The following is a 3,842-nucleotide window of genomic DNA, read 5'->3' as shown; positions in this document are numbered from 1 at the left end:
AAACAAAGTGTTTTCAGTAACTAACTAATGGATGATTAGGGTTAACCCATAATAGACAATGACAAGCTCTTTATTATAAACAGACGTAACGAAACCTAGTTATAAGTTCAATAGGTTGCGTTTGGAAATAGAAGTCAGCCTATAACTCAAAATTACACGTATCTCGGCTGTACCCCTAATTAAATCCCAGAGTGGCCCCTCATACCCCGAATCGTTTCCGTACCCCATATATCTCCACTTGGATGGGAACATATTACGTTGACAGGTGATTATGTGTGGGACTTAAACCAAAAAACAAATTTCAATAATTTAAGACCATTACGAGACAAAAATCCAGTTGTATAGAGATAATAAAGCTCTTTAATTTTATCTTCAGAAAGGCAATAACCTCACATCAACAATATGATGGGAGGTTATTAAAGTTATTTAAAATTTGTTTTTTGTTTTAATGGTTTCGATTTTTGCAAATAATAATGTTGTTTAATTTGAGAAGCGAATATTAAAAACATAACCCTTCTTGATTGCTACTTTACGATTAGTTCCTCATATTGATATCGAGGGTCTAATGTGATTGTACCGTCTTTACTCTTGACAACACGAACTTTATTACCAAAATCCGCACTATCATACGTTTCACTCTTTACCCATACCTTATCGTATTTACCATCTACAAATAATTCTAATGTTGGATGTGTGAAGATGATTTTCTCTTTTTCAACATGTTTACCTATGATTTCTGCTTCCATCGGTTTACCATCATCTATCAGTTTACTATTCTGATACCCCTCGATAATAGGAAATACAACGAACAAGATAAAAAGTACACCAAAGACGGTTACTTTCTTTTTCTTACTCCATTTCTTGTTTTCCTTCTTCTTCACTTCGTCTTCTTTTAACTCTTGTAAGATTTCTTTTATTTCTTCTATTTCTTCTTTTAGTTCTTCTAGTCCTTCTTCGTCTTCCTCTATCTCATATACATTATCCTTAACCAAACGAATGTTAGGATTGTTTTCTTTTATTTCTTCTAAGTCTTCTTCTGTTACATCAAACTTATAATGTACGTTTCCGTCTTTATCAACTACTCGAATGTGAACGACTTCTTTCTCCGACATCTGACCTACCCCTTTTAGAATAACTTTCTTCTTAACTATAAAAATACCGGAATATCCCCATTCTCATCATACAGGATAAAAAGTATAAGTTCTAATTAATACCATTTTTCAAATCATCTATTTTATTTTTGAAATGACTTTATTATTTTTTAACAACTTTATTATTCGTGAACATGAGTTCGATATTCGTATGGACTTAGGTTTTTTAATTTCTTCTGAAAACGATGATAGTTATAAAAATGAATATATTTATGTACGGCAAATTTAATTTCTTCTACTGAACGAAATGAACTCAGATTAAAACACTCCGCTTTGAAATGACTGAAGAAATTCTCCATACAAGCATTGTCCCAACAATTCGCCTTTCTGGACATACTAGCTTTCATCATATGTTTTTTTAGGAAATCATTATATTGGCGTGAAGTATACTGGGAACCCTGATCACTATGCAAAAGAATCCCTTGCACGTTTCGTTGTTTTTTTCCTTGTTTAACGTATCAATAACTAACTGTATATCATGACGATGGCTAATATGATAAGCCACAATTTCATTATTATAAAGGTCCTTTATGGCAGACAGATGTAGCTTTTTCCCATTGAAAATAAGCAAGTTCTTCTAAAAATACAGGTGTAACATATCGTTGTAATTCTTCTGCAAATGGTAGTAGTTCATCTTGAATCGAGAGATTCATAAGAAAACGTCATCCTTTCTAATTTAGCTTGTTTAGAAAGGATAACGTTTTTTTGTATTTGAGAGTATTAAAATCTCTTGAATTGATGGGCATGTATGGTGATCCTATATGGATGAGATAATAAAAAAGCTAGCAAAATGCTAGCTTTTTTTATTATTTTGAAGTAAGTGCAACTAAAACATCTACTGGATAGTCAACGGAGTTTTTCACTTTATATTCTGTCGGACTTGTAAGACCCTTAAATTGATCACCAAGTTGACCGAAAACATTATCCCAAATACCATTTTGGTCAGACGTCCATTTTTTTAATTTTTCCCCTGGAATAACTGAATATGTAGCTACCTGTTGATATAATGCAGTTCTATATTGATCATATGCATAATCAGTCTTTGGATTAAAGTCAAATGTTTTTGTAACTGTATTTTCTGAATTTAAAGTAATACCATAACCAAAACTTGCAGTTAATGATTGATTTACTGTTGCAATCCCCTCAAGACCTACTTCCATCCCAATTGTATAAGATAACCCTACAGTTACATTATGCGAAATACCACTTGTAACCGCTTTGCTCCAATGATAACCTGAATTTTTATCTACTATATTTGAATCAATTAATTTCCAATTTACTTCTTTTTTCAATTTAGTATCTTCTAAAATTGGATCAGTTTTAGGAATTGCTATTGTATATAATACGTCTCCTTTGTTACCTGTTTTTTCATATTCTTCTCCAACGTTAAGCCAAGTACCATCAGCTTTTAAAATCTTATGTTTAGAATTAGCATCTATTTTTAATCCATAAACTCTTGCTCCATTACTCTTAGCAACAACATCTACATATACATAATCAATTAATTTTCCATCTTCTGTAGACACATGCCATTCACTAGGAAATTCTTCATAAGGACCTGTAGGAATGTAAGGAAGTTGCGTACCATTTTTAACAACCTGAGCTGCTGTCATAGGTGCTTTTGATCCTTGTGAATCTACTACAATTGGAAGATTTCCTACATTCGTAGTAGTATCCGCTGAAGAAAATCCTGGTGCTACAAATAAAGCTGTACTTAATACAAATGCTGCGGGAATTATTTTTTTCATACGATTCATGATATATCTCCTATTCTTTCAGTGTTTCTATAAAATTATAAAAATGAAATTATACTGTACATTGCTTATAATTTTACTGTGAAATAAAATTAAATTACCTTTGATATGTTCATCTTATTATAAAAATCTTTCAAACTACTTTCATAAATGTTACAAAAGTCTTTCATTGATTTTAAAGGCTTTGAAATTTCTAAAATACATTTATCAAACTCAAATTATAGTATTTAATTTCAGGATGATCCTTGAACCCAATAGTCGTTTTCGTTTTACTTTATGACATAAATAACTTTTGCCATGTGTAAATGTATTTGTTGTTGGTGATTCACATATGCATCAAACCATAAAATATAGCCAGCTGTAATACATTGTTCTAACAAGCTTTTCTAAAAATGAAGAAGTAAGATGTTTATGTAATTCTTCAGCAAATAATAGCTAGGATCTATGCCCATCAAGCTAAGATTTTGAAGTACCCCCAAAACGAAAATTTTGTGCCTTTTATAGCAACAAAGTTCATTTTTTTCGTTTTGGGTTTAACCTGCTCTGTTAGGTTGTTTTACATGTGGTGCTTACCCCATGTAAAACAAACCCCGCCCTTTAGAAACGGGCTTACATCACTGCTTATGTACAACACAGTGTAGCATCGCTAAAGGCATCTTCGGGAATATATACCTTACCATCTTTTATTTCATACGGAATGTTATTTCTTTTTAGTTTAGCTGTATCGACAGTGTCAACAGTGCTACCCCATTGTTCTAACTTACCGTTGTACTTTTGACAAGCAGATAACACTAAAAGAGCTGTAAAGCAGAAAAATAGATTTCTAAAACGATGTTTCTTCATAATACCCCTCCTCTTCCTTGATTGTGCCATTCGGAAGAAACGATTTGTCATAAAAATTGGATGTATATTCCATACATGCAAGGTTCACATAAAA

Annotated in this window: 5 protein-coding genes; all 5 read right to left on the bottom strand. The window is 32.0% G+C overall.

Translation table 11 applies throughout. The features are described from left to right. Positions 1-524: 524 nt before the first annotated feature. The 5 genes from BPMYX0001_RS24355 to BPMYX0001_RS24335 all read right to left on the bottom strand — a co-directional run bounded on the left by BPMYX0001_RS24355 (position 525) and on the right by BPMYX0001_RS24335 (position 3,748). Positions 525-1,112, bottom strand: a complete 588-nt coding sequence (locus BPMYX0001_RS24355) for a hypothetical protein (protein WP_006096852.1) — start codon at positions 1,110-1,112, stop codon at positions 525-527. A gap of 161 nt (positions 1,113-1,273) precedes the next feature. Next, positions 1,274-1,579: an IS3 family transposase gene (locus BPMYX0001_RS35015; protein ID WP_078212156.1), complete on the bottom strand. Its 306-nt coding sequence runs from the start codon at positions 1,577-1,579 to the stop codon at positions 1,274-1,276. Positions 1,580-1,666: 87 nt separating this feature from the next. Next, on the bottom strand, positions 1,667-1,804 hold the full coding sequence (locus BPMYX0001_RS32780; RefSeq protein ID WP_006096850.1) for a hypothetical protein: 138 nt from the start codon (positions 1,802-1,804) through the stop codon (positions 1,667-1,669). A gap of 153 nt (positions 1,805-1,957) precedes the next feature. After that, positions 1,958-2,908 carry a hypothetical protein gene (locus BPMYX0001_RS24340; protein ID WP_006096849.1) on the bottom strand — a complete coding sequence of 317 codons (951 nt, stop codon included), beginning with the start codon at positions 2,906-2,908 and terminating at the stop codon, positions 1,958-1,960. A 618-nt stretch (positions 2,909-3,526) separates the two neighbouring features. Beyond that, positions 3,527-3,748, bottom strand: a complete 222-nt coding sequence (locus BPMYX0001_RS24335; protein ID WP_016115623.1) for a hypothetical protein — start codon at positions 3,746-3,748, stop codon at positions 3,527-3,529. Between the last annotated feature and the right edge of the window lie 94 nt (positions 3,749-3,842).

It is taken from the genome of Bacillus pseudomycoides DSM 12442 (assembly GCF_000161455.1).
Taxonomy (GTDB): Bacteria; Bacillota; Bacilli; order Bacillales; family Bacillaceae_G; genus Bacillus_A; species Bacillus_A pseudomycoides.
This window is presented reverse-complemented; position numbering and strand designations above follow the sequence as displayed.

Excerpts from the sequence above, each read along its gene's own strand:
- BPMYX0001_RS24355 (WP_006096852.1), bottom strand. The coding sequence starts at position 1,112 with ATGTCGGAGAAAGAAGTCGTTCACATTCGAGTAGTTGATAAAGACGGA.
- BPMYX0001_RS32780 (WP_006096850.1), bottom strand. The coding sequence starts at position 1,804 with ATGAATCTCTCGATTCAAGATGAACTACTACCATTTGCAGAAGAATTA.
- BPMYX0001_RS24340 (WP_006096849.1), bottom strand. The coding sequence starts at position 2,908 with ATGAATCGTATGAAAAAAATAATTCCCGCAGCATTTGTATTAAGTACA.
- BPMYX0001_RS24335 (WP_016115623.1), bottom strand. The coding sequence starts at position 3,748 with ATGAAGAAACATCGTTTTAGAAATCTATTTTTCTGCTTTACAGCTCTT.